Here is a 21,332-nt window from a genome sequence, read left to right on the forward strand (position 1 = left end):
ATCTGCATGGACAAACAGAAAGGCCCCTGACCTGCGTAAACGCTGGTCAGGGGCCTTCTCGGGAAGGTGGGCGATACTGGGTTCGAACCAGTGACCTCTTCGGTGTGAACGAAGCGCGCTACCACTGCGCCAATCGCCCGAGTGCGTGGACGATATTAGCCACAGATCGGACGCGAACTCAAACCGGCTCTCGACGCACCACCCGAACCATCCCGATCACCGCCGTCGGCGGAGCCGCAGGTCAGCCCTCCGCACCGCGACAGCGCGGGAGGTTCAGGGATCCACGCGCTCCCGGTGCAGCCTGTCGAACAGCTCCCGCGCGGCGCGCGAGACCTCTCCGACCGCCACGTCCACACCGTCGAGCCACGTCACCGGCTGCACGTTGCGGCCCGAGCTGGTCAGCACCAGCTGCGCGTCGCCGCGCGTCACCTCGTCGAGCACCGTGAACGGCAGCTCGCCCTCCTTGGCCTCGCGCACCGGCAGGCCGGCCTCGGCCCCCCACTCGAGCACCAGGGCGCGCGTGATGCCGGCGAGGCAGCCCGACGCGAGCGTCGGCGTCACCAGCTCGCCGCCGCGCTCGACGAAGACGTTGGTGCCGGTGCCCTCGCACAGGTCCCCGAGCGTGTTGGCGAACAGCGCCTCGTCGCCGCCCTTGGCCACCGCGTCCGCGAGCGCCACCACGTTCTCCGCGTACGACGTCGTCTTGAGCCCGGCGATCGCGGAGCGCTCGTTGCGTGTCCACGGCGAGCGCACCGCGCGCCCCTCGGGCGCCATGGCGCCCGCCGCCGCGGCGACGACGACGGTCTGCGCGGCCGGCGCGCGGTTCGAGCCCAGCGGCCCGGGCCCGGCCGTCACGGTGATGCGCAGGCGCCCGTCGACCCGGCCGAGGCGGCCCAGCACGGCGGACACCCCGTCGCGCACCTGCTGCTCGTCGGGCAGGTCCAGGCCCAGCCCGGTCACGGACCGCTCGAGCCGGCGCAGGTGGCGGGTCAGCGCGAACGCCTGCCCGTCGACCACCGTGCACGTCTCGAACGCGCCGTCGCCCACGGTGATGCCGTGGTCCACCGCGCTCAGCGCCCGCTCGTCCTCGCCGACGAACGCGCCGGCCACCCAGATCACCGTCCCGGTCATGAGGGCCAGTGTGCCGGAGGTCTCACCTGCGGTACACCAGGTGCGTGACCTCGGGGGTCCACCGCCCCGAGACCGCCGTCCAGCCGACGGGTCCGACGCCGTCGAACAGCCGCACGCCGGGCACGCCGGCGACGTGCGGCACCACGTGCAGCCGCAGCTCGTCGATCTGCCCGGCCGCCAGGTACTCGTTGACAGTGGTTGCGCCGCCGGCGACGGCGACGTCCCGCTCCCCCGCCGCCTCGCGGGCGCGGGCCAGCGCCGCCTCCGGCCCGTCGGTGACGAAGTGGAAGGTGGTGCCGCCGGCCATCTCGAGCGGCTCCCGCTCGTGGTGGGTGAGCACGAAGACCGGCGCGCGGTACGGCGGCTCCGGGCCCCACCAGCCCTTCCACGACAGGTCGAAGGGTCCGCGGCCGGGGTCGAACATGTTGCGCCCCATCACGAACGCCCCGGCGGCGGTGATGGCGTCGGACTCGGCGCGGTGCTCGGCGGCGTGCTCGAGGTGCCAGCCGTGCAGCGTCTCGGCGTCGAGCGCCCCGAACGGCCGCTCGAGCGACTGGTCGGCCGTGGCGGAGAGGCCGTCGAGGGTGACGGCGAGGTCGCAGGTGACGATGCCCATGCCCCTGCGACGACGCCGGCGCCACGTTCTCATCGGCGCCCGTGCCGGTCAGCCGCTCGCCAGGGCGACCAGCCGCTCGGCCTTGAGCTCGGTCTCCCGCCACTCCGCCGCAGGGTCCGAGCCCCAGGTGATGCCCGCGCCGGTGCCGAACCGCAGCACGCCGTCGGCCCACCAGAACGTGCGGATCCCCACGGCCAGCTCGGCCCGCCCCGCGTCGCCGTCGACCCAGCCGACCGCGCCGCAGTACGGCCCGCGCGGGACCGGCTCGAGCTCGGCGACGACCCGCAGCGCCGACGACTTCGGCGCCCCGGACACCGACCCGGGCGGGAACGTGCCCGCCAGGAGCCGCGCCCACAGGTCGGGCGCGGCGGCGACGTCGTCGGCGAGCACGCCGCGCACGCGGGAGACCAGGTGCACCAGGCCGGGGTGCTGCTCGACGGCGAGCAGGTCCGTGACCGCCACCGTCCCCGGCCGGCACACCCGTTGCAGGTCGTTGCGGACCAGGTCGGTGATCATCACGTTCTCGGCGCGGTCCTTGGCGCCCAGGCCGGCGGCCGTGCGGGCCGTGCCCTTGATCGGGCCCGAGCGCACCACCGTGCCCCCGGGCCCGGGCCCGAGCGCGAGGTAGAGCTCGGGCGAGGCGCTCACCACCCACACCGGGGCGACGCCCGGCAGGCCGGCCGACACGTGCACCGCGGCGGCGTGCGGCGCGGGGTTGCCGGCCGCCAGGCGCGCGGCCAGCGCGTCGGCCGCCGGCTCCGCCCCGTCGCCGGCCACGGCCAGCGGCGCCGCCAGCACCCGGCACACGTTCACCTGGTAGACGTCGCCCTCGCGCACGTGGGCCCGCACGCGCTCGACGGCGGCGAGGTACGCGTCCCGGTCCATCGAGCTGCGCCAGGCCGACGGCGCGGGGCCGCGCCACGGCCCGCCCGGGGCGCCGCCCCGCGCGCCGCCGTCGTCGGGCCGCACGTCCGCGAACCGCCACGCGTGCGCCCGGCCGCCCGCCCCGGCCTCGAAGTCGGCGACCACGAACCAGAGGCCGGCGCGCAGCCGCTCGGGCTCGCGCAGCACGTCGACGCTCTCGACGACGCCGGTGGCGAGGCGGCCGGCGAACCGGGCCCACGCCGAGGCCGCCACGGGACGGTGTCGTTGGCGCACGGCGGCACGCTATCGGTCCGGCCCCGCCGCCCGGGGGCGCACCCTCGCGGCGGATCGCCGCCGCGAGCAGGGGCGATTGGACGCCGCGGCCCCGGGACGGCTAATGTTTGGGACGCGCCGGAGCGCGGGGCCACCGCCCCGAGTCACCGGCCGCGCGGATGTGGCTCAGTTGGTAGAGCATCACCTTGCCAAGGTGAGGGTCGCGGGTTCGAGTCCCGTCATCCGCTCGGAGGCCCACTCTCTGATCGTCTCCCTCGGTGCAGCACCGCACGCGGAGCGGAGGGAGAGAACGTCTCGCTGGTGGGTTGGCCGAGAGGCGAGGCAGCGGCCTGCAAAGCCGTATACACGGGTTCGAATCCCGTACCCACCTCTCAGCCTGGCTCTGCTCAGGCACGGGCGATTGGCGCAGCGGTAGCGCGCTTCCCTGACACGGAAGAGGTCACTGGTTCGATCCCAGTATCGCCCACGCGGACGCACGAAGGCCCCGGACCACGCGGTCCGGGGCCTTTCGCGCACCACCGAGGGGCGACCGCGAAGGCGGACCGCACGCCCGCCTCCGTCGTCGACGGACGCAGGATGCTGCCCTACGGGGCTCCCTGCTGACCCACCCCCAGCTGCGCCATCATGCTCATCACGTCGTAGTAGCGCCGCTCCTCGGCGATGAGCCCCCGATCGTCGAGCGTGTCGAAGACCGCGAAGGCGAACCGGACGCTCCGGCCCGTCGGCGGGATCTCGCCGGCGGGCAGCACCAGCGCCCCGGTGTGCGTGCCGGTGCCCACCGCCTCCACGGCGACCTCCGCGCCGCCGACGACGGTGCGCGTGACCTCCATCCGCAGGTCAGGGAACGCCCCGAGGAAGCTCGTCATGTCCTCCTCGATCGCGGCGCGGCCGCGCAGCGGCTCGGGGTACGACGGGTCGACGAGGACCGTGTCCTCGCTGAAGAAGGCGGCGAAGCGTGGCGCGTCGTGCGCGTTGAGGGCGGCGATCTGGTCCGCCACGGACCGGAGGGTGGTCTCTCGGGGGACGGCGTCTCCCCCGCTCGTCTGCGTCGACATGAGCGACTCCTTCCTCGTCGGACGAAGACGTCCGTCCAGTGTCCGCCGCCGGCGCGGCCGCCGGACAGGGGCCTTGGTCCTGGTCACGACGGTCAGGTCACGACGGTCACGGCGGCGCAGGTCACAGCCCTCCGGATTGGACCTCCGGGCCGCGGGTCCAGTAATGTTCCTCAGGCGCCGGGAGCGCGGGAGAGATCCCGAAGAACCCGGTCGCGCGGATGTGGCTCAGTTGGTAGAGCATCACCTTGCCAAGGTGAGGGTCGCGGGTTCGAGTCCCGTCATCCGCTCCGGAACCGCCCGGGGGCTGTCCCCGCAGGGCAGTGCCTCGGGCGATTGGCGCAGCGGTAGCGCGCTTCCCTGACACGGAAGAGGTCACTGGTTCGATCCCAGTATCGCCCACCAGCATCACCGCAAGGCCCCGGACCACCCGGTCCGGGGCCTTCCGCGTGCCCGGGCCGGCACGTAGCGTCGAGGCATGTGCCGGAACATCACCACCCTGCGGGGGCTCGAGCCGCCCGCGACCGACGAGGAGATCCGCGCCGCGGCGGAGCAGTTCGTCCGCAAGGTGACGGGGGTGCAGCGCTCGGCGTCCGAGGCCGTCCGCGAGCCGTGCGACGAGGCGACGGAGCAGGTCGCGGCGATCGTGACGCGGCTGCTGGCCGAGCTGCCGGCCCGCCGACGGCCGCCCCAGACGGTGCCCCCGCTGCGCCGCGCCGAGGTCCAGGAGCGCATCGCCGCGCGCATGGCGGCGCGCGAGGAGCACGAGCGGCTGCACGAGCTCGGCATCGCCCACACGCACTGAGGTCCGCCGCAGCGCGGGGCCGACGGCCGCGGCGCCCGCGGCGCCCCGCGACCGCTAGGCTCGCGGCGTGGATCTCGCAGAAACCGCCGTCAGCGCGAGCATGCACCGGGCGAAGGCCAGCGCTCGCGCCTCCCACGTCACGGTCGGCCAGGTCCGGCGCGCGGCGGGCGGCGTCGTCGAGATCGACTGCTCGTGCGGCATGGTGCTGACCAACGGGCCCGACTGGTCGCTCGACGAGCACATCCGCCTGCACCGCGCCGAGGCGCGCTACCTGGCCCTCAGCGAGGTCGCCCCCGCGGGCATGCCCCGCCTCATCCCCGTCGGGCTCGACCGGCGCCCGCGCTGACCGGGAGACCCGGCCTGGGCGTCACAGCTCCTCGGGGTCGTCCCAGGCCACGCCGCTCGAGTCGAGGTCGGTCCAGTCGCGCTCGGCGTCGGTGAGCGACCGGGGCGCCCGCGTCGCGTCACCCCCGGACCGGGGGTCGGCGTCGGGCGACGGCCGGTACTGCGGCGGCGCCACCCGAGCGCTCGACGCCATCGACTCGTCCAGCAGGTGCCGCGCGCGGTACCGCCGCTCGCCGGTGCCCGTGGTGTCCGTGCCCGCGGTGTCCGCGCCGGTGCCGTCGGTGCCACCGGCAGGGGGCTCGACCTGGGTGGTGGTGCTGTCCTCGCTCATGCGGCCATTGTCCGCCGGACCCGCCTCGTTCGCCCGGGCGCGCTTGGCACACTATTCCCTGCCGAGGTGGTCGGGGCGCCGGCGGCCGCCGGACCCACCGCGCGCCTGCAGCGCCCGTCGGTGTGATGATTCGGCGCATGCAGACCTGGCCCGGCCGCGCCTATCCCCTGGGCGCCACCTTCGACGGCACCGGCACGAACTTCGCGATCTACTCCTCCGCGGCCGAGCGGGTGGAGCTGTGCATCCTCGACGACGACGGCGGTGAGCAGCGCTACGAGGTGCGCGAGGTCGACGCCTTCGTGTGGCACGTCTACCTGCCGGGCGTCGTGCCCGGCACCCGGTACGGCTACCGGGTGCACGGCCCGTACGACCCGGCGTCCGGCCACCGCTGCGACCCCTCGAAGCTGCTGCTGGACCCGTACGCCAAGGCGATCGACGGGCAGGTCGACGGCGACCAGGCGCTGTTCTCCTACCCGTTCGACGACCCGGACGCCTCCGTGACGGGCACCGAGCCGCACGCCGAGGACTCCGCCGGGCACACGATGACCTCCGTGGTCGTCAACCCGTTCTTCGACTGGGGTCACGACCGCCCGCCGCAGATCGACTACCACGACACGGTGCTGTACGAGGCGCACGTCAAGGGCATGACGATGCTGCACCCGGACATCCCCGAGGAGCAGCGCGGCACGTACGCGGGCATGGGCCACCCGGCGATGGTGGAGCACCTCGTGCAGCTCGGCGTCACCGCCGTCGAGCTGATGCCCGTGCACCAGTTCGTCCAGGACCCCGTGCTGCAGGACCGCGGGCTGGCGAACTACTGGGGCTACAACACCATCGGCTTCTTCGCCCCGCACAACGCCTACGCGAGCACCGGCACGCGCGGCGAGCAGGTGCTGGAGTTCAAGGCGATGGTCAAGGCGCTGCACGAGGCGGGCATCGAGGTCATCCTCGACGTCGTCTACAACCACACCGCCGAGGGCAACCACCTGGGCCCCACGCTGTCGTTCCGGGGCATCGACAACGCCGCGTACTACCGGCTGGTCGACGGCGACGAGGCGCACTACTTCGACACCACGGGCACGGGCAACTCGCTGCTCATGCGCTCCCCCGCCGTGCTGCAGCTGATCATGGACTCGCTGCGGTACTGGGTCGAGGAGATGCACGTCGACGGGTTCCGCTTCGACCTCGCCGCGACTCTGGCCCGGCAGTTCCACGAGGTCGACCGGCTGAGCGCGTTCTTCGACATCGTCCACCAGGACCCGGTGATCTCCCAGGTCAAGCTCATCGCCGAGCCGTGGGACGTGGGCGACGGCGGCTACCAGGTGGGCGGCTTCCCCCCGCTGTGGACCGAGTGGAACGGCCGCTACCGCGACACCGTGCGCGACTTCTGGCGCGGCGAGCCGGCCACGCTGCCCGAGCTCGCCTCGCGCCTGACCGGGTCCAGCGACCTGTACGAGCACTCCGGCCGCAAGCCCATCGCGTCGATCAACTTCGTCACCGCCCACGACGGCTTCACGCTGCACGACCTCGTGTCGTACAACGAGAAGCACAACGAGGCCAACGGCGAGGACAACAACGACGGCGAGAGCTTCAACCGCTCCTGGAACTGCGGCGCCGAGGGCCCCACCGACGACCCGGAGGTCCTGGAGCTGCGCCGGCGCCAGCGCCGCAACTTCCTGACCACGCTGCTGCTGAGCCAGGGCGTGCCGATGATCGCCCACGGCGACGAGCTCGGCCGCACGCAGGGCGGCAACAACAACGGCTACTGCCAGGACAACGAGACCACCTGGGTGGACTGGGACCTGCAGCCCGACGAGACGGAGCTGCTCGAGTTCACCCGCCGGCTCGTGCGCCTGCGCCTGGAGCACCCGGTGCTGCACCGGCGCGGGTTCGTCGGCGGGCACACCTCCCCCGCGGCCGACGGCGACGGCGAGCTGCCGGAGATCGGCTGGTTCGACCTCACCGGCGCCACCATGGACGGCCAGGACTGGGAGAACACCTACGCCCGCTCGCTGATGGTCTTCCTCAACGGTGACGCGATCTCCGAGGAGGACCGGCGCGGCGAGCCCATCGTCGACGACTCGTTCCTGCTGCTGTTCAACGCCCACTACGAGAAGCTCGACTTCACCCTGCCGGCCGCCCGGTACGGCGCCGCCTGGACGACGGTGCTCGACACGGACGGCTCGAGCGAGCCCGGCACCGAGCACGCCGCCGGGACCACGCTCACGGTGATGTCGCGGTCCGTCGTCGTGCTGACGCGGCCTCCGCTGCGGGACGGCGCCTCCGACGCCGGCTCCGCGGCGCAGGCGCCGTGACGGCCGGCGCTCCCGCCCTGCGCCCCGGCCCCGCGACGCCGTGGCCGGACCTCCGGCCCCGCGTCTGGGCGCCGCGCGCCGCCACGGTCGACGTCGTCGTCCTCGGCCCCGGCGGCGCGGCCGAGCGCCGCCCGCTGCGGCTGCTCGGCGCGGACCGCCCCGGCTGGTGGAGCGCCGACCACGAGCTGGCGCCCGGCACCGACTACGGCTTCTCGGTCGACGGCGGGCCCGTGGTGCCCGACCCGGCCGCCGCGTGGCTGCCGCGCGGCGTCCACGGACCGTCGCGCGTGCTCGACCCCCGGTTCGCCTGGAGCGACGCGGCCTGGGAGCCGCCCGCGCTCGAGACGGGCGTGCTGCTGCACGTGGACGTGGCGACGTTCACCCCCGCCGGGACGCTCGACGCCGCCGCGGCGCACCTGCCGGCGATCGCCGCCACCGGCGTCCAGGGCGTCGAGCTGGCGCCGCTGGCCGCGCACGACCCGGACACCGGGCCGGCGGCCGGGGTCCGGCTGTTCGCCGTGCACGAGCCGTACGGCGGCCCCGACGCGCTGCGCCGCTTCGTCGACGCCGCCCACGGCGTGGGCCTGGCCGTCGTCCTCGGGCTGCCGCACCGGTGGGCGGTGGAGCCCGCGCTGGGCCTCGAGGCGTTCGGGCCGTACGCGGGTCCGGGCGGGCCGCCGGCCCGGATCAACCTGTCCGGGACCGGCAGCCGGGGCCCGCGCGACGTCCTGCTCGCCGACGCGGCGCGGTGGTTCGTCCAGTTCCACGTCGACGGCCTCATGCTCGACGTCGAGGCGCTCAGCGACGGCGCCGGGCCGCCGCTGCTGTCGGAGCTCGCCGAGCAGGCTGCGGCCGCCTCCGCGGAGCTGGGCCGCCGGCTCGCGCTGCTGGTCGACGGGCCCGGCCGCAGCGACCGGCTGACCACGGCGGTCGCCGCGGCCCTGGCCGCCGGCCGCGCGGGCGCGCCCGTCGACGTCGGCGGGCTGCGCGTGCTCGCCCGCACGGTGACTCCGCTGACCCGGCTGCCGCTGGTCGGCGACCGCACCGCGCGCCGCGCCTACCCGGCCACGCCCCGGGCCGCGTCCCTGGTCGTCGGCGACCTCACCCGCCTCCCCGGCGCGACGCGGTCCGTGCCGTGGCCGGCCACCGCGCCGCTCGCGCACGACGAGGACGAGCGCGCGAGCCTGCTGGCGTTCGCCGTCCTCGCCGGGACCCCGCTGGTCCTCGACGACGACCACCTGCCGGTCGGCGGCGCCGGCACGCCCGGCGGGCGGCTCGTCGCCTGGTGCACCAGGCTGCTGGCCCTGCGCCGCGCCGTCACCGCCCAGATGGGCTCGCCCGTCGACGTGCAGGTGCACGGCACGGCGCTCGTCGTCCGCCGCGGCGACGCCGCCCTCGTCCTCGCCACCCGCGCGGCGCCCGCCGCCGTGTCCCTGGGCGACGCGCTGCCCGGCGGGGCGGGCGCCTGGGAGCTCGTGGCGGCCTGGTCGCCCGCGACGCGGCGCGACGACGACGTCGTGACCGTGCCCGGCCGCTGCACAGCGGTGCTGCGCGCCGCGGGCTGAGGCGCCGGCCGCGGCTGGCCGCGCGCACGCGGCGGGGCCTGGCTAGTCTCCGGCCATGAGCGGCAAGCACACCCGGCGCGGCGACGAGGCCGACGCCCAGGACCGGCTCGGGCGGCTCGTCCGGCGCTGGCAGGTCCCGGCCACCGAGGCGCTGCGCTGGCGCCCGGGCACCGACGTGCGCTCGCTGGACTGCTCCGCCACCCCCGGCTGGGACGGCGGCCGCGACGCGGGCGAGGAGCTGTTCGAGGGCCAGGCCGTCGAGCTCGCCGACCTGCAGGAGCGGCTCTTCGCCGACGGGCGCACGGGCGGGACCCGCAGCGTGCTGCTCGTCCTCCAGGGCCTCGACACGGCGGGCAAGGGCGGCGTGGTGCGGCACGTCGTGGGGCTCGTGGACCCGCAGGGCGTCATGCACCGGTCCTTCGGTCCGCCGACCGCCGAGGAGGCGGCGCACGGATACCTGTGGCGCGTGCGGAACGCCCTGCCGCGCCCCGGCTACATCGGGGTGTTCGACCGGTCGCACCACGAGCAGGTGCTCGTCGTGCGCGTGGCCGGGCTCGAGCCCGAGCCCACCTGGCGGGCGCACTACGACGAGATCAACGAGTTCGAGGCCGAGGTGGCCGCGGCCGGCACGACGATCGTCAAGTGCGCCCTCTTCGTGTCCGCCGACGAGCAGCGCTCCCGCCTCGCGCAGCGGCTGGAGCGCCCCGACAAGTACTGGAAGTACGACCCGGGCGACGTCGACACCCGCAAGCGGCTGCCGGAGTACCTCGACGCCTACCAGGAGATGCTCGAGCGCACCTCGACCGACGTGGCCCCGTGGTACGTCGTCCCCGCGGACCGGAAGTGGTTCACGCGCCTGGCCGTGGGCGAGCTGCTGCTCGACGCGCTGCGCTCCCTCGACCTCGGCTGGCCGGAGCCGGCGTTCGACGTCGAGGAGGAGCGGCGCCGGCTCGCGGCGACCTGACGCCCCGGGCGCCCCGGGCGACCCGGCGCTCCGGGCGCCCCGGCGCTCAGCCGGCCGGGGTCCCGGCCGCCAGCGTGCGGCCCTCCTCCGCGAGGGCGCCCAGCCGGGACAGGGCACGGAAGTACTTCTTGCGGTAGCCGCCGCGCAGCATCTCCTCCGAGAACAGCCCCGCCTCGCCGGCGCCCGCCAGCAGCACGGGCACGTCCCGGTCGTAGAGGCGGTCGACGAGCACCACCAGCCGCAGCGCGACCTCCTGGCGCGTCACCGGGTGCACGTTCGTGAGCCCCACCATGCCGACGCCGTCGAGCAGCGCGCCGTAGCGGCTCGGGTGCACGGTGGCGAGGTGGTCGAGCAGCGCGTCGAAGTCGTCCAGCGTCGCGTCCGCCCGGGCGGTCGCGACGCGCTCGACGGTCGCGGCAGGCAGCGGCTCGGACGCGGTGACGACGGCGCGGTGCCGGTAGTCCTCGCCGTCGACGCGCAGCACCTCGAACCGCTCGGCGAGCGCCTGGATCTCGCGCAGGAAGTCCTCCGCGGCGAACCGGCCCTCGCCGAGGGCCTCGGGCAGCGTGTTCGACGTGGCCGCGAGCGCCACGCCCCGGTCGGTCAGCTCGCGCAGCAGCCGGGACATCAGGGTGGTGTCACCGGCGTCGTCGAGCTCGAACTCGTCGATGCACACCAGCTTCCTGGTGGCGAGCGCGTCGACCGTGGGCAGGAAGCCGAGCGCGCCGACCAGGTTGGTGTACTCCACGAAGGTGCCGTACGCGGCGACGTCGGTGCCCACGGCGTGCACCAGCGACGTCAGCAGGTGCGTCTTGCCGACGCCGAAGCCGCCGTCCATGTACACGGCGGGCGGCGCGGCCCGCCGGCGCGCGAACAGCCCCTTGAGCCCCGACGGCGCGGGCGCGGCGATCTCCCGGGCCACCTCCTCCAGGCGCGCGAGCGTCGCGGCCTGGCTCGGGTAGGCGGGGTTGGCGCGGTAGGTCGCGAAGCGGGCCTGCGCGAAGTGCCGCGGCGGCACGAGGTCGTCCAGCAGGCGCTGCGGCGAGACGGCGGGGCGCACCGACGTCAGGGACGTCGGGGCGGTGGTGCTGCGGGTGGGCGCGCTCGTCACGGGGCACCACCCTACGCTCGCGGCCGCCGCCCCACCGCCCGCGCGGGGGCGGCGGGGCACGCCCGCCGGCGGCGTGCGAGGGTGACGCCATGACCGCTCCCGCCCCGCCGCCCGGCCCCGCGACGCACCCGGAACCGCAGCCCGAGCCCCGCCCGGCGGCCCTGCCCGACCTCGACCTGCTCCTGCCCGCGGCGCGCCCGGTGCCGCTCGCCGAGCGCGAGGTGGACCTCGCCGCGCTGTACGCGCACCCGGCCGGCCTGGTGCGCGCCAACATGGTCGCCTCGGTCGACGGCGCGGCGTGGGGTGCCGACCACCGCTCCGGCACCATCAACGACGCGGCGGACTTCCGGGTCTTCCGCGTGCTGCGGGCGCTCGCCGACGTCGTGGTGGTCGGCGCGGGCACCGCGCGGGCGGAGGGGTACACGCCGCTGGAGCGGCCCGCGGGGCTCGCGCACCTCGCGCCGCGCACGGCCGACGGCTCCCCCGCCCCGCTCGAGCTGGCCCTCGTCTCGCGCACCGGCGCCGTGCCGCCCGCCCTCGCCGACGCCGACCGCCCGCCGCTGGTCGTCACCGGGGACGCCGGCGCCGCCGCCGCGCGCGCCGCGCTGCCCGCCGACCGGGTGGTCGTCGCGCCGAGCCTCGAGGCGGGCGAGGTCGACCTGGGGGCAGCCCTCGCCGCCCTGGCCGAGCGGGGGCTGGCGCGGGTCCTCACCGAGGGCGGGCCGCGGCTGCTCGCCTCGCTGCTCGCCGCGGGCCTCGTGGACGAGGTCTGCCTGACCACCACCGCCCGGCTGGAGGGGCCGGGGGCCGGCCGGATCGTCGCCGGCGCCGCCGGGGGCCCGGCCGGGCGCACGCGGCTCGGGCACCTGCTCGCCGACCGGGCGACGGGGACGCTGCTGGCCCGCTGGGTCGTGGACCGGGGACCGGACCCGGGACCGGACCAGGGACCGGACCCGGCGCCGGAGCCTCGGACGGCGGCGGGCGGGCAGGCTGGCTAGGTTGGTCGCATGCCGAACCTGCCAGTGGTCCTCGTGCTGACCGAGGACACCCTGACCTCCGCCGACGTCGACCACATCACGCGGCTGCACGCCGAGGACCCGGTCGCCTACCGGGTGCTCGTTCCGGCCGACACCGAGCGCAACGTCGTCACGTCGATCATCGACCACCTGGGCATGGGCGAGCTGCGCCGGGCGTGGGACGACCTGCTCGGCAGGGAGCCCGACGCGCGGCAGGCCACGGCCACCGCCGCCGAGCAGCTCGAGGGGTCGGTCAAGGCGCTGCGCGCGACCGGCGCCGAGGCGGACGGGTTCGTCACCGCCGACGACCCGCTGCCCGCGCTGCGCGCGGAGGTGGAGCGGCTGGGCGGCGAGGCCGCCGCACCGGGCGCGGCGGCCGGGCCGGCGGCGGGCGACGCGCCGGCCGGCGTGCGGGAGGCGGTCGTGGTCACCTACCCGCACGCGGTGGAGGACACGTTCCACTCCGACTGGGCGTCGCGGGCGCGCGACGAGCTGCACGTGCCGGTGCTGCACCTCTACCTGGGCACGAGCGAGCTGGGCTGAGGCTCAGCGCACCTCGTGGCCGGCGGTGACGATCGTCGCCTTGACCAGCTCGTCCATGGAGTCCAGGAAGGGCGGCTCGTCGAGCAGGCCGTGGTCCACGGCCGCCACCGACAGCTCGGTGCAGCCGAGGACCACCACCGACGCCCCGCGCTCCACGAGCCGCGCCGCCACGGCGCGCAGGGCGTCCACGTCGGCCGGGCGCCCGGCCTTGACCTGGTCGTAGATGACGGCGTTGACGACGTCCTGGTCCTGCGGCGTCGGGGTGAGCACCTCCACGCCGTGCGCCGCGAACGCGTCGTCGTAGACCCGGGAGGCGACGGTGCCGGCCGTGGCCAGCAGGCCGACGCGTTCCAGGCCGGGCACGCGCTCGCGCGCCGCGGCGACCGTCACGTCGATGATCGACAGGAACGGCGTGCTGACCGCGTCCAGCACCTGCTGGGTGAAGTAGTGGGCGGTGTTGCACGGCATGACCAGGAAGCTCACGCCGAACGCCTCGAGCCGCCGGGCGTCGCGCGCCAGCACGGGGCCCGGGTCCTCGTCGGAGCGGTCGAGCACGAAGGCCGTGCGGTCTGGGATCGTCGCGTGGTTGAGCACCACCATGTCGACGTGGTCCTGGTCCCGCTCCGCCCGCGTGCGCTGCACCACCCGCTGCAGGAAGTACGCGGTGGCCAGCGGGCCGACGCCGCCGATGACGCCGACCGGCGGCCGCTCGGCGCCCTCGGTGCCCCTCGCCTCCGGCGCCGTCATCAGCGGCCCGTCCAGGCCAGGGCTCGCGCCGCGGACACCGGGTAGAACCGGGCGTACTTGCGGTAGTGGTTGAGCTGTGCCACCACCAGGTACGCCACGCGTCGCGGGTCCCACTCGTGGCGGTACCACAGCGGGTTCGTGGCCCGGCGGCGCAGCAGCAGCCCGCGGGTGCGGGCGCGCAGACCGGGGTCGAGCACGTAGCGCAGCAGCAGCGGCCCCGGCAGCACGGTGTACAGGTGCTCCGCGGCGAGCTCGCCGTCGGCGGTCAGCGGCACGTCGGCGCCGAGCACGGCGCGCGGCTCCGGGTCGAGGCCGCGCAGGTGCTCGTGCACGTAGAACCGCACGGCGTTCGCCCCGGCGCCGGTGATGTAGAAGTTCGAGCGCCCCAGGCGCGGGTTGAGCTCGAAGAACACGTACCGCCCGTCGCGCGGGTCGTACTTGAGGTCGAAGTTCGCGTACCCCGTCCAGCCGACGTGCTCCAGCAGGCGGCGCGCCTGCTCGACGACCTCGTGCTGGACGCCGGTGATGATGCCGGCCGGGTTGCCGAGCGCGCCGGGCGCGTGCTCCTCGAGCAGCACGTGGCCGAACGAGGCGAACCGCACCTTGCCCTGGGCGTCGCTGTAGCAGGTCAGGATCCGCATGCCCGAGTCGTCGCCCGGGATGAAGTCCTGGATGACGAACGTCCCGGTGTAGCCGGCGTCGCGCACCCGCCCCAGCAGCTCCAGCAGCTCCGGGCGCGAGCCCACGGTGAAGACCTTCTTCTTCCCCGGGAACTCGACGTCGTGGTACGCGGCGGTGCTGGCCGCCTTGGCGATCACCGGGAAGGTCAGGCCGCTGGTGTCCGGCTCGCCGCCCGCGGCGACGTCGTGCACCACCGTGGTGGGGTGCGCGATGCCGAGCTCGGCGCACAGCCGGCCGAACTCCTCCTTGTCCGTCAGGCGCACCAGCAGGTCCCGCGGCACGTACGGGATCGTGTACCGGTCCTCGAGGCGGTCGCGGTTCTCGACCAGGGCGCGCACGAGCCAGTCCGCCGAGCCGACGGCGATCAGGTCGGCGTCCGCGTGCCGGTCGGCGATCGCGCGCAGCCGCGCCACGAGCGCGTCGGCCTCGTCGATGCGCGGCTCGGCCACGTGCTCGAGGATGCGCGAGTGCCGCACCAGGCCCGTCGCCACGCTCGAGACGACGACCGGGCGCACGCCGTAGGCCTCGTGGAACGCGCGGGCGAGGCTGTAGGCGCCGATGTCGCCGCCCAGGACGACGGGCTGCAGGCGGCGGGCGGGGGCGCTGGCGGGCGCGCTCACAGGGCCTCCTTCACGGCCGCCGCGCGCGCCGCGTCGTGGTTGCGGCGCAGCTCGGCCGGCGGGTAGTAGGTGCGGTACTTGCGCCGGTGGTTGGTCAGCGCGGTGAGCACGTACACGGCGCGCTTGAGCGTCCGGTCGGCCTTGTAGCGCAGGGGGTGCACCACCTTCCCGGCCCGCATCAGCCCGACGACGCGGGCCCGCAGCGCCGGGTCCAGCACGTAGCGGCGCAGCAGGCCGTGCGGCACCACGGCGTAGAGGACCTCGCGGTCGGCCACGGCCGGCTCGCGCCGCACGCCGCGCACGACGTCGTCCACCAGCACCTCGGCCACGTTCACGCCGCCGGCGGTCACGTAGTAGTTGTTGCGGCCGATGCGCGGGTTCTGCTCGAAGAACCGGTATACGCCGTCGCGCGGGTCGAGCTTGACGTCGAAGTTCGCGAAGCCGCGCCACCCGGTGTGCTCGTGCAGGCGGCGGGCCGCCTCGAGCAGCTCGGGCACCGGCTCGACGATCATCGCCGAGGGGTTGCCGCGCGCCGCCGGCGTGCGCTCCTCGAGCAGCACCCGCGCCGAGGCCACGAGCGTGACGCGGCCCGAGGTGTCGGTGTACGTGGTGACCGAGCGCATCTGGGTGTCGTCGCCCGGCACCATGTCCTGCACCAGGAACCGCCCGCGGTAGCCGGCCTCGCGCAGGCTGGCGTACAGCCGGTCGAGCTCCGCCTGCGAGCCGATCTCGTAGATCTTCTTCTTCCCGGCGAACCGCACCGCGTGGTAGTCCGCGCTCGAGGCCGCCTTGGCGATCACCGGGAACGCGAACGGCACGGGCTCGGGCTGCCAGCCCGGCTCCTGGGCGCCGGCGAAGTCCTGGACCACCGTCGCCGGCACCGGCACGCCGATCTCCGTGCACGCCGCCAGGAACTCCGCCTTGTCGGAGATCCGGTCGATCAGCGCGGCGTCGGCGAACGGCACGACGTAGCCGGCGGCCTCCAGGACCTCGCGGTGGTGGACGAGGATGCGCACCACCCAGTCCATGTTGGTCAGCAGCACGAGCGTCTCGGCGCCGGTGTGCTCGGCCGCCAGCTGCAGCAGCGCGGCGACGATCTCCTCGTCCGCCGAGCCGCACAGGCGCAGGTCGATGATCCGCGACCCCGCGATCGGGCCCGGCTCGGCGAACGCCACCACGGTGGTGCGCACGCCGTAGCGCTCGTGGAACGCGCGGGCGAGGCCGTACACGCCGATGTCGGAGCCGACGATGACTGGCCGCACGGCGGCGTCGGTGGTGCTCACGGGGTGACTCATGCCTCGCTCTCGGTGCGGTCGCCGGACCACTCGGTGTGGAAGGTGCCCTCGGCGTCGACGCGCTTGTAGGTGTGCGCGCCGAAGAAGTCGCGCTGGGCCTGCACGAGGGCGGCGGGCAGGCGCTCGGCGCGCACGCCGTCGTAGTAGGCCAGCGACGAGCTGAACGCCGGGGTGGGCACGCCGTGCAGCGCGGCCTGGGCCACGACGCGGCGCCAGGCGGCCACGCCCTCGCTCACCGCGGCGGTGAAGTACTCGTCGGCCAGCAGCAGCGGCAGGTTCGGGTCGCGCTCGTAGGCCTCGGTGATGCGGTCGAGGAACCGGGCGCGGATGATGCACCCGCCGCGCCAGATGCGGGCCATGGCGCCGCGGTCGATGTCCCAGCCGTTCTCGGCCGAGGCGGCAGCGATCTGGTCGAAGCCCTGGGAGTAGGCCACGACCTTCGAGGCGTAGAGCGCCTTGCGCACGTCCTCGACGAACGCGTCGCGGTCGGTGACGTCCCAGGGCTGGGCCTCGGCCGGCAGGGCGGCGCGGGCGGCCTCGCGCTGCGGCACCGAGCCGGACAGCGAGCGGGCGAACGTGGCCTCGGCGATCCCGGTGATCGGCACGCCGAGGTCCAGGCCGTTCTGCACCGTCCAGCGGCCGGTGCCCTTCTGCTCGGCCTGGTCGAGCACGACGTCGACGAACGCGGACCCCGTCCTGGCGTCCGTGTGGCCGAGCACCTCGGCGGTGATCTCGATGAGGAACGACTCCAGGTCGCCGGTGTTCCAGCGCGCGAAGATCTCGCCGATCTCCTTGGCCGAGGCGCCGAGCCCCTGGCGCAGCAGGTCGTACGCCTCGGCGATGAGCTGCATGTCGGCGTACTCGATGCCGTTGTGCACCATCTTGACGAAGTGGCCGGCACCGTCGGGGCCGACGTAGGTGCAGCACGGGACGCCCCCGACCTTGGCCGAGATGTCCTCGAGGATCGGGCCGAGGGAGGCGTAGGCCTCGCGGGTGCCGCCGGGCATGATGGACGGGCCGTTCAGCGCGCCCTCCTCGCCGCCGGACACGCCGGTGCCCACGAAGTGCAGCCCGCGCTCGCGCAGCGCCGCCTCGCGCCGGATCGTGTCGGGGAAGTGGGCGTTGCCGGCGTCGATGACGATGTCGCCCTCCTCCAGCAGCGGGACGAGCTCGTCGATCACGGCGTCGGTCGGGCCGCCGGCCTTGACCATCACGATGACCTTGCGCGGCCGCTCCAGCGAGGCCACGAAGTCGGCCATCGACTCCGACGGCACGAACGTTCCCTCGTCGCCGTGCTCGGCCACCAGCGACTGCGTGCGGGAGTACGAGCGGTTGTGCAGCGCCACGGTGTACCCGTGGCGGGCGAGGTTGCGGGCCAGGTTGCGGCCCATGACCGCGAGCCCGGTGACGCCGATCTGCGCCTGCGCGGCGCCGCTGGTCGTGTCGCTCATCGTGCCTGCTCCTTCGTTCGGTCTCGCGTCCGGTCTCGGGCGCGAGGCGATCGTCCCCCGTCCGCCGTCCGGCCGCACCAGCCGTCCGCGCACCGGTCGGGGCGCCCGCACCAGCCTAGGGGACGGCGCCGACCGACCCGGGCGAACCGGGACGATCCGGTCGCGCGCGACACCTGCCCGCCGCGCCTGCGCCGCGTGCGCGCGCGCAGGCCCTAGCGTGGCACCGTGAGCTCCGCCCCGAGGGACGTCCCCTCCCGGTTCGCGGCCGCGCTGGCGTCGCTGCGCCACCCGCGGCTGCGCCCCGAGGTGCACCTGGTCGAGGTGCCCGGCCCCACCCGCGTGGCCCCCTGGACGGCCGCGCTCGAGGGCGAGGTCTTCGTCGGCGGCGACGAGGTCGCCACCGGCCGGTTCGTCGTCCTGCACGACCCCGCGGGGCAGGACACCTGGCAGGGTGACTTCCGCGTCGTGACGCTCGTGCGCGCCACCCTCGAGCCGGAGATGGCGGCGGACCCGATGCTCGCCGAGGTCGCCTGGACGTGGGTCACCGAGGCGCTCGGGTCCGCGGCGGTGGAGGTGCGGGCGGTGGGCGGCACGGTGACACGGGTGCTGTCGAGCAGCTTCGGCGCGCTGGCGGGCACCCCCGACGCGGTGGACCTCGAGATCCGGGCGTCGTGGACACCGCTCGACACGGCCCTCGGCGAGCACCTCGCGCTGTGGGCCGACCTCATGACCACCGCGGGCGGGCTGCCCCCGCTGCCCGAGGGCGTCACGGCCCTGGCCTCGCGGCGGCATACCGTAGGACAGTGATCGCACCGCAGTCCCCCTCCGCGTGCCGGCCCGCGAGGGCCGCCGCATGAGCGCAGCCCTTCCCCCGGAGACCGCCGCGGCCGTCGTGCCGCTGACCGAGCCCGCCGACGGCGTGGGCGAGGTCGTCGCCACCGAGCCGGGGCTGCGCCGCGTCGTCGAGGCGTTCGCCGCCGGCACCGGCCCCGTCGCCGCGGACGCCGAGCGCGCGTCGGGCTACCGGTACGGCCAGCGGACCTACCTCGTGCAGCTGCGCCGCGCCGGCGCCGGCACCGCGCTGATCGACCCGGTCGCGCTGCCCGACCTCTCGGCGCTCGGCGCGGCGGTCGGCGACGCCGAGTGGGTGCTGCACGCCGCCTCGCAGGACCTGCCGGGCCTGGCGGAGCACGGGCTGCACCCGGCGCGCGTGTTCGACACCGAGCTCGCCGCCCGCCTGCTGGGCATGGAGCGGGTCGGCCTGGCCGCGGTGGTCGCCGAGGTGCTCGGGCTGGGCCTGGCCAAGGAGCACTCGGCCGTGGACTGGTCGACCCGCCCGCTGCCGGTCGACTGGCTGCGCTACGCCGCGCTCGACGTCGAGGTGCTGGTCGAGCTGCGCGAGCGGCTCGGGGAGCGGCTCGAGGAGGCCGGCAAGGCCGAGTGGGCCGCCCAGGAGTTCGAGGCGGTCCGCACCGCTCCCCCGCCGGCGCCCCGCCCCGAGCCGTGGCGCCGCACGTCCGGTACCCACGGGCTGCGCGACCGCCGCCAGCTCGCGATCGTCCGCGCGCTCTGGCACGCCCGGGACACCTCGGCGCGCGCCCGCGACATCGCCCCCGGCCGCGTCCTGCCCGACCGGGCGATCGTCGCCGCGGCCGCGGCGACGCCCCGCACGGTGGGCCAGCTCGTGACGCTCCCGGAGTTCGCCGGCAAGGCGGCCCGGCGCCGCGCGGCGGTCTGGCAGCGCGCGATCGACGAGGCGATGGCCCTGCCCGCCGACCGCCTGCCGTCACTGCGCGGGCCGCGGACCGACGGCCCCCCGCCGCCGCGCGCCTGGGCCGACCGCGACCCGGTCGCAGCCCGCCGCCTGGCGGCGGCGCGCGAGATCGTCGCCGGGCTGTCCGAGCAGCTCGCCGTGCCGGTCGAGAACCTGCTGCAGCCGGACGCGCTGCGCCGGCTGTGCTGGACGCCGCCGGAGCCGGCGACGCCCGACGCGGTCGCCGAGTTCCTGCGCGGCCGGGGCGCCCGGCCCTGGCAGGTGGGGCTGCTCGCCGAGCGCCTCGCCGCGGCGTTCGCGGCGGTGCCGGGCGAGGCGGCGTAGGGCAGGCGTCGGGCCGGGCCGTCGGGGCGTCACGGCTGAGACGCCGTCTCACCCGGCGCTGGGCAATTCCCGGTACCCGGGGTAGCGTGTACTGCTGTGGCCCGGCTCACGGCGCTCGTCGTGCGGGCCCGCCGAGCGGCGTCGCTCTGCCCGGACGCCGATGTCCCGACCCACGGATGGAGCTGCCATGACCGCAGCCACACAGGCCCCGCGGACCGCGCGCCCCGGCACCCCGCGCCGCCCCCGCCTGCGCGACGTCGTCTTCGTCGAGGGCGTGCGCACCCCCTTCGGCAAGGCACGGCCCGACGGGCTGTACGCCGAGACCCGCGCCGACGACCTGATCGTCAAGGCGGTGCGCGAGCTGCTGCGCCGCCACCCCGAGCTGCCGCCCGAGCGCGTCGACGAGGTGGCGATCGCCGCCACGACCCAGCAGGGCGACCAGGGCCTGACGCTCGGCCGGACCGTGGCCGTGCTGGCAGGCCTGCCCCGCACCGTGCCGGGGTACGCGATCGACCGGATGTGCGCCGGCGCCATGACCGCGGTGACGACCACCGCCAACGGCATCGCCGTCGGGGCGCAGGACGTGGTGATCGCCGGCGGCGTGGAGCACATGGGCCGCCACCCGATGGGCTTCGACGCCGACCCCAACCCGCGGTTCGTCGCCGAGCGCCTGGTCGACGCCGAGGCGCTGAACATGGGCGTGACCGCGGAGAACCTGCACGACCGGCTGCCGCACCTGACCAAGGAGCGCGCCGACGCCTACGCCGTGGCGAGCCAGGCGAAGTACGCCAAGGCCCTCGCCAACGGCGACGTCGGCCCGGAGCTGGTGCCGGTCGCCGTGCGCTCGGCCGAGCGCGGCTGGGGCCTGGCGACCGAGGACGAGCTGCCGCGCCCCGGCACCACGCTCGAGGCCGTCCGCGACCTCAAGACGCCGTTCCGGCCCGGCGGCCGGGTCACCGCCGCGACCAGCTCGCCGCTGACCGACGGCGCGACCGCCGCGCTGCTCGCGGCCGGCGACGTCGCCGCCGAGCTCGGCCTGCCCGTCGGCATGCGCCTGGTCGCCTCGGCCTACGCCGGCGTCGACCCCGCCGTCATGGGCCTCGGCCCGGTGCCCGCCACCGAGAAGGCGCTCGCCCGGGCCGGCCTGACGATCGACGACATCGGCCTCATCGAGATCAACGAGGCCTTCGCCGTCCAGGTGCTGGCGTTTCTCGACCACTTCGGCATCGCCGACGACGACGAGCGGGTCAACCCCTACGGCGGGGCCATCGCGATGGGCCACCCGCTGGCCGGCTCGGGCGTGCGCCTCATGACGCAGCTGGCCCGGCAGTTCGCCCAGCACCCGGAGGTCCGCTACGGCCTGACCACCCTGTGCGTGGGCCTGGGCCAGGGCGGCAGCGTGATCTGGGAGAACCCGCACCACCCCGACTACTCGGGCCACACGAGCGACGACCCGGCCGAGCACACCGCCGAGCAGGAGGACTGAGA

At 75.6% G+C, this 21,332-nt stretch carries 20 protein-coding genes and 6 tRNA genes; 15 read left to right on the top strand and 11 right to left on the bottom strand.

What is annotated here, in order from left to right; genetic code table 11:
- Positions 1 to 67 precede the first annotated feature (67 nt).
- The 4 genes from GSF02_RS11535 to GSF02_RS11550 all read right to left on the bottom strand — a co-directional run bounded on the left by GSF02_RS11535 (position 68) and on the right by GSF02_RS11550 (position 2,905).
- Positions 68 to 139 (bottom strand) — tRNA-Val (locus tag GSF02_RS11535).
- Positions 140 to 273: 134 nt separating this feature from the next.
- Positions 274 to 1,131, bottom strand: coding sequence for an aminotransferase class IV (locus tag GSF02_RS11540; RefSeq protein WP_159796307.1), 858 nt, complete (start codon positions 1,129 to 1,131; stop codon positions 274 to 276).
- 22 nt (positions 1,132 to 1,153) lie between these two features.
- Positions 1,154 to 1,747: a dihydrofolate reductase family protein gene (locus GSF02_RS11545; RefSeq protein ID WP_159796310.1), complete on the bottom strand. Its 594-nt coding sequence runs from the start codon at positions 1,745 to 1,747 to the stop codon at positions 1,154 to 1,156.
- A 48-nt stretch (positions 1,748 to 1,795) separates the two neighbouring features.
- Positions 1,796 to 2,905, bottom strand: coding sequence for a chorismate-binding protein (locus GSF02_RS11550; RefSeq protein WP_235915509.1), 1,110 nt, complete (start codon positions 2,903 to 2,905; stop codon positions 1,796 to 1,798).
- Positions 2,906 to 3,059: 154 nt separating this feature from the next.
- Here GSF02_RS11550 and GSF02_RS11555 point away from each other — a divergent pair.
- The 3 genes from GSF02_RS11555 (at position 3,060) to GSF02_RS11565 (ending at position 3,371) form a co-directional block, all read left to right on the top strand.
- A tRNA-Gly gene (locus tag GSF02_RS11555) sits at positions 3,060 to 3,132 on the top strand.
- Between the two features lie 72 nt (positions 3,133 to 3,204).
- Positions 3,205 to 3,275 (top strand) — tRNA-Cys (locus GSF02_RS11560).
- Positions 3,276 to 3,299: 24 nt separating this feature from the next.
- Positions 3,300 to 3,371 (top strand) — tRNA-Val (locus GSF02_RS11565).
- A 118-nt stretch (positions 3,372 to 3,489) separates the two neighbouring features.
- On the opposite strand, the gene GSF02_RS11570 is transcribed toward GSF02_RS11565, so the two are convergent.
- Complete coding sequence (locus GSF02_RS11570; protein WP_159796313.1) at positions 3,490 to 3,960, bottom strand: ester cyclase; 471 nt, start codon at positions 3,958 to 3,960, stop codon at positions 3,490 to 3,492.
- A 214-nt stretch (positions 3,961 to 4,174) separates the two neighbouring features.
- Between GSF02_RS11570 and GSF02_RS11575 the strand changes: the two genes are divergently transcribed.
- The 4 genes from GSF02_RS11575 (at position 4,175) to GSF02_RS11590 (ending at position 5,108) form a co-directional block, all read left to right on the top strand.
- A tRNA-Gly gene (locus tag GSF02_RS11575) sits at positions 4,175 to 4,247 on the top strand.
- A 40-nt stretch (positions 4,248 to 4,287) separates the two neighbouring features.
- Positions 4,288 to 4,362 (top strand) — tRNA-Val (locus GSF02_RS11580).
- Positions 4,363 to 4,435: 73 nt separating this feature from the next.
- Positions 4,436 to 4,762, top strand: a complete 327-nt coding sequence (locus GSF02_RS11585; protein WP_159796316.1) for a DUF2277 domain-containing protein — start codon at positions 4,436 to 4,438, stop codon at positions 4,760 to 4,762.
- 67 nt (positions 4,763 to 4,829) lie between these two features.
- Entirely contained in the window at positions 4,830 to 5,108 is a 279-nt protein-coding gene (locus GSF02_RS11590) for a hypothetical protein (protein WP_235915510.1), read from the top strand.
- Between the two features lie 21 nt (positions 5,109 to 5,129).
- Here the strand turns inward: GSF02_RS11590 and GSF02_RS11595 are convergent, their stop codons facing one another.
- Positions 5,130 to 5,438, bottom strand: a complete 309-nt coding sequence (locus tag GSF02_RS11595; RefSeq protein ID WP_159796319.1) for a hypothetical protein — start codon at positions 5,436 to 5,438, stop codon at positions 5,130 to 5,132.
- A 137-nt stretch (positions 5,439 to 5,575) separates the two neighbouring features.
- On the opposite strand from GSF02_RS11595, the gene glgX reads away from it, so the two are divergent.
- Genes glgX through GSF02_RS11610 form a run of 3 tightly spaced genes read left to right on the top strand, consistent with a single transcriptional unit; the run spans position 5,576 to position 10,282 of the window.
- Complete coding sequence (glgX, locus tag GSF02_RS11600; protein WP_159796322.1) at positions 5,576 to 7,753, top strand: glycogen debranching protein GlgX; 2,178 nt, start codon at positions 5,576 to 5,578, stop codon at positions 7,751 to 7,753.
- Entirely contained in the window at positions 7,750 to 9,318 is a 1,569-nt protein-coding gene (locus GSF02_RS11605) for an alpha-amylase family protein (RefSeq protein WP_159796325.1), read from the top strand. Before glgX ends, GSF02_RS11605 begins: the two co-directional genes overlap by 4 nt.
- A gap of 55 nt (positions 9,319 to 9,373) precedes the next feature.
- Positions 9,374 to 10,282: a PPK2 family polyphosphate kinase gene (locus GSF02_RS11610; RefSeq protein WP_159796328.1), complete on the top strand. Its 909-nt coding sequence runs from the start codon at positions 9,374 to 9,376 to the stop codon at positions 10,280 to 10,282.
- 46 nt (positions 10,283 to 10,328) lie between these two features.
- Here GSF02_RS11610 and zapE read toward each other — a convergent pair whose 3' ends face one another.
- Positions 10,329 to 11,393, bottom strand: coding sequence for a cell division protein ZapE (gene zapE, locus GSF02_RS11615; protein WP_159796331.1), 1,065 nt, complete (start codon positions 11,391 to 11,393; stop codon positions 10,329 to 10,331).
- An 89-nt stretch (positions 11,394 to 11,482) separates the two neighbouring features.
- On the opposite strand from zapE, the gene GSF02_RS19030 reads away from it, so the two are divergent.
- Positions 11,483 to 12,391: a dihydrofolate reductase family protein gene (locus GSF02_RS19030; RefSeq protein WP_159796334.1), complete on the top strand. Its 909-nt coding sequence runs from the start codon at positions 11,483 to 11,485 to the stop codon at positions 12,389 to 12,391.
- Positions 12,392 to 12,400: 9 nt separating this feature from the next.
- A complete protein-coding gene (locus tag GSF02_RS11625) occupies positions 12,401 to 12,952 on the top strand; it encodes a hypothetical protein (protein WP_159796337.1) in 552 nt (183 codons plus the stop codon).
- Positions 12,953 to 12,955: 3 nt separating this feature from the next.
- Here GSF02_RS11625 and cuyB read toward each other — a convergent pair whose 3' ends face one another.
- The 4 genes from cuyB to gndA are packed head-to-tail and all read right to left on the bottom strand — an operon-like array spanning position 12,956 to position 17,746.
- Positions 12,956 to 13,699 carry a cysteate racemase gene (gene cuyB / locus GSF02_RS11630; RefSeq protein WP_159796340.1) on the bottom strand — a complete coding sequence of 248 codons (744 nt, stop codon included), beginning with the start codon at positions 13,697 to 13,699 and terminating at the stop codon, positions 12,956 to 12,958.
- Positions 13,699 to 15,000 (bottom strand): carboxylate--amine ligase, encoded by a 1,302-nt coding sequence (locus GSF02_RS11635; protein WP_159796343.1) that lies wholly within the window; start codon positions 14,998 to 15,000, stop codon positions 13,699 to 13,701. The genes cuyB and GSF02_RS11635 overlap by 1 nt, the downstream gene beginning before the upstream one ends.
- A complete protein-coding gene (locus GSF02_RS11640) occupies positions 14,997 to 16,283 on the bottom strand; it encodes a carboxylate--amine ligase (protein WP_235915511.1) in 1,287 nt (428 codons plus the stop codon). Before GSF02_RS11640 ends, GSF02_RS11635 begins: the two co-directional genes overlap by 4 nt.
- An 8-nt stretch (positions 16,284 to 16,291) precedes the next feature.
- Complete coding sequence (gndA, locus tag GSF02_RS11645) at positions 16,292 to 17,746, bottom strand: NADP-dependent phosphogluconate dehydrogenase (protein ID WP_159796349.1); 1,455 nt, start codon at positions 17,744 to 17,746, stop codon at positions 16,292 to 16,294.
- Positions 17,747 to 17,971: 225 nt separating this feature from the next.
- Here gndA and GSF02_RS11650 point away from each other — a divergent pair, with 225 nt between their 5' ends.
- The 3 genes from GSF02_RS11650 (at position 17,972) to GSF02_RS11660 (ending at position 21,330) form a co-directional block, all read left to right on the top strand.
- A complete protein-coding gene (locus GSF02_RS11650) occupies positions 17,972 to 18,553 on the top strand; it encodes a DUF3000 domain-containing protein (RefSeq protein WP_159796352.1) in 582 nt (193 codons plus the stop codon).
- A gap of 46 nt (positions 18,554 to 18,599) precedes the next feature.
- Entirely contained in the window at positions 18,600 to 19,844 is a 1,245-nt protein-coding gene (locus GSF02_RS11655) for a ribonuclease D (protein WP_159796355.1), read from the top strand.
- Between the two features lie 187 nt (positions 19,845 to 20,031).
- On the top strand, positions 20,032 to 21,330 hold the full coding sequence (locus GSF02_RS11660) for a thiolase family protein (protein ID WP_159796358.1): 1,299 nt from the start codon (positions 20,032 to 20,034) through the stop codon (positions 21,328 to 21,330).
- Positions 21,331 to 21,332 lie beyond the last annotated feature (2 nt).

Source organism: Puerhibacterium puerhi (assembly GCF_009846865.1).
Taxonomy (GTDB): domain Bacteria; phylum Actinomycetota; class Actinomycetes; order Actinomycetales; family Cellulomonadaceae; genus Puerhibacterium; species Puerhibacterium puerhi.

What these genes read in the sequence shown, in the direction of transcription:
- GSF02_RS11540 (WP_159796307.1), bottom strand. Translation starts at nt 1,131, where the DNA reads ATGACCGGGACGGTGATCTGGGTGGCCGGCGCGTTCGTCGGCGAGGAC.
- GSF02_RS11545 (WP_159796310.1), bottom strand. Translation starts at nt 1,747, where the DNA reads ATGGGCATCGTCACCTGCGACCTCGCCGTCACCCTCGACGGCCTCTCC.
- GSF02_RS11570 (WP_159796313.1), bottom strand. Translation starts at nt 3,960, where the DNA reads ATGTCGACGCAGACGAGCGGGGGAGACGCCGTCCCCCGAGAGACCACC.
- GSF02_RS11585 (WP_159796316.1), top strand. Translation starts at nt 4,436, where the DNA reads ATGTGCCGGAACATCACCACCCTGCGGGGGCTCGAGCCGCCCGCGACC.
- GSF02_RS11595 (WP_159796319.1), bottom strand. Translation starts at nt 5,438, where the DNA reads ATGAGCGAGGACAGCACCACCACCCAGGTCGAGCCCCCTGCCGGTGGC.
- glgX (WP_159796322.1), top strand. Translation starts at nt 5,576, where the DNA reads ATGCAGACCTGGCCCGGCCGCGCCTATCCCCTGGGCGCCACCTTCGAC.
- GSF02_RS11610 (WP_159796328.1), top strand. Translation starts at nt 9,374, where the DNA reads ATGAGCGGCAAGCACACCCGGCGCGGCGACGAGGCCGACGCCCAGGAC.
- GSF02_RS19030 (WP_159796334.1), top strand. Translation starts at nt 11,483, where the DNA reads ATGACCGCTCCCGCCCCGCCGCCCGGCCCCGCGACGCACCCGGAACCG.
- GSF02_RS11625 (WP_159796337.1), top strand. Translation starts at nt 12,401, where the DNA reads ATGCCGAACCTGCCAGTGGTCCTCGTGCTGACCGAGGACACCCTGACC.
- cuyB (WP_159796340.1), bottom strand. Translation starts at nt 13,699, where the DNA reads ATGACGGCGCCGGAGGCGAGGGGCACCGAGGGCGCCGAGCGGCCGCCG.
- gndA (WP_159796349.1), bottom strand. Translation starts at nt 17,746, where the DNA reads ATGAGCGACACGACCAGCGGCGCCGCGCAGGCGCAGATCGGCGTCACC.
- GSF02_RS11655 (WP_159796355.1), top strand. Translation starts at nt 18,600, where the DNA reads ATGAGCGCAGCCCTTCCCCCGGAGACCGCCGCGGCCGTCGTGCCGCTG.
- GSF02_RS11660 (WP_159796358.1), top strand. Translation starts at nt 20,032, where the DNA reads ATGACCGCAGCCACACAGGCCCCGCGGACCGCGCGCCCCGGCACCCCG.